Here is a 1,650-nt window from a genome sequence, read left to right on the forward strand (position 1 = left end):
GAGCGCACCTTGCGAGGCCAGTTGTGCCCACACCAACTCCAGCGCCAGCTCCGCTTGAGGGTGGGTGGCGTGTGCATGTAGAAAGCGCAGCGGAGCAGGAGTCACAAGGAGCCTTCCGATGTGAGGCAAGCCGGATCAGGTTTTGCTGGCGCTGCTTCGGCTTGTTTTGCGTGCGGCGGTTTTGCGAGGCGCAGGCTTGGCTTTCGCCGTTTTACCGGCTTGTTGGTCGCTGGCCTGCTTGATCAGGTCCATCGATTCGCCCACAGAGTCTCCCACCGTCTGGGCGGCTTGCGAGGCCAGATGGGTGAACTGCTGCGTGAGCGTGTCCCACCAGCGCATGGGGTTGATCAATTCTGCGCCATCAGCACCGGATTCGCCTGTGGTCGCCTTTCCCGCAGTGTTCGGGGCGTCATCAGAGCCCGCTGTCGATTCATCTTGCCGTGCCGCGGAGGCTGGCGCAGCAGCTGGGGAGGGCGCGCTGGGTGGCGTGGTATCGGGGCGCACCTTGAGCGATTCCCTCAGCGCGTCCATCGACACATTCATGCCCTTGAGCGTGGACAGGGTCATGCGCTGGACTTCCAGGCCCTGGATGGTCATGGCGATCATGCGGGCGTTCTGTTCCAGCCAGAACTGCACGGTCTTGAGGTCCTGGATGCGTTTTTCCAGCTCTTCAGGATCCAGCGTGGGCATGCTCCAGGCGGGCATGCCGGCGTTGGCGGCCGCCGCCGCGCCCGGCATGTTCGGCAAGGCGCTGCCTGCAGCCTTGAGCCAATCCTGGAAAAAGCCCAGGCCGGCACCCAGGCCCGCACCCATGGATGCAAAGGGATTGTTGCCTTGATCGGCTTGCGTGGCGCCGGTTGGATCCGGGCTGGACGGACGCGTTGGCATGGGGCTTCCTCGTGGTCAACAGTGGGGTCATCAAAATGGCTGGCCCATTGTGCCCCTCGGCAGCCCGTCTGTGGCGTTTTGGACTTTGTTGCAACGCATAATCGGCGCCTCCATGCAACGTCGCGAACTGTTCACCCGTCTTTGCCAAACTGCTGCTGCCCTAGCCTGGCAGCAGGTGTTTTCGCCGGCTGCGCGCGCTCAGGCCCCTGATGCGGGCGCTTGGTCTGAGTCAGGCGAGGTGTTCACGCTGGGCGTGGCCAGTGGCGAACCCAGGCCCAATTCCGTGGTGCTATGGACACGCCTGGCACCCAAGCCTTTGGCGCCGGATGGCGGCATGCCCGCGCGCGCCGTGCCGGTGCTGTGGGAGGTCGCCGTCGACGAGCGCTTCAACAACGTGGTGCGCTACGGTGCGGCGGTGGCCGATCCGGCTACGGCACACAGCGTGCACGTCGACGTTGGCGGTTTGCAGTCCGGGCGGGCTTACTTCTATCGCTTTCGTGCGGGCGGTCAGGTCAGCGGGGTGGGGCGCACACGCACGGCACCCGATCCCGCCGAACGGACAGATCGTTTGCGGCTGGCGGTGGCGTCCTGTCAGCACTATGAGGCTGGGTTTTTCACCGTACACAGGGAAATCGCCACCGCCGATGTCGACCTGGTCGTGTTCCTGGGTGATTACATCTACGAGACGGAAGCGCCGGGTTTTCTCAAGGTCCGGCAGCATCCACACGTTTTTCCTGATGAAGAGTCGCATTACACGCTGGG

At 64.0% G+C, this 1,650-nt stretch carries 2 protein-coding genes; one reads left to right on the plus strand and one right to left on the minus strand.

All coding sequences use genetic code 11. The annotated features are described in order from the left end of the window. Positions 1-135 precede the first annotated feature (135 nt). Positions 136-888: a PhaM family polyhydroxyalkanoate granule multifunctional regulatory protein gene (locus tag EPO09_RS03760; RefSeq protein WP_290640303.1), complete on the minus strand. Its 753-nt coding sequence runs from the start codon at positions 886-888 to the stop codon at positions 136-138. A 112-nt stretch (positions 889-1,000) separates the two neighbouring features. Between EPO09_RS03760 and EPO09_RS03765 the strand changes: the two genes are divergently transcribed. Further along, positions 1,001-1,650, plus strand: a 650-nt coding sequence (locus EPO09_RS03765; protein ID WP_290640305.1) for an alkaline phosphatase, incomplete at its 3' end; no start/stop codon positions are given.

Source organism: Aquabacterium sp. (assembly GCF_004297345.1).
Classification (GTDB): domain Bacteria; phylum Pseudomonadota; class Gammaproteobacteria; order Burkholderiales; family Burkholderiaceae_C; genus Aquabacterium.

Bases quoted from the DNA above. Each gene is read 5' to 3' on its own strand.
- EPO09_RS03760 (WP_290640303.1), bottom strand. From the start codon at position 888: ATGCCAACGCGTCCGTCCAGCCCGGATCCAACCGGCGCCACGCAAGCC.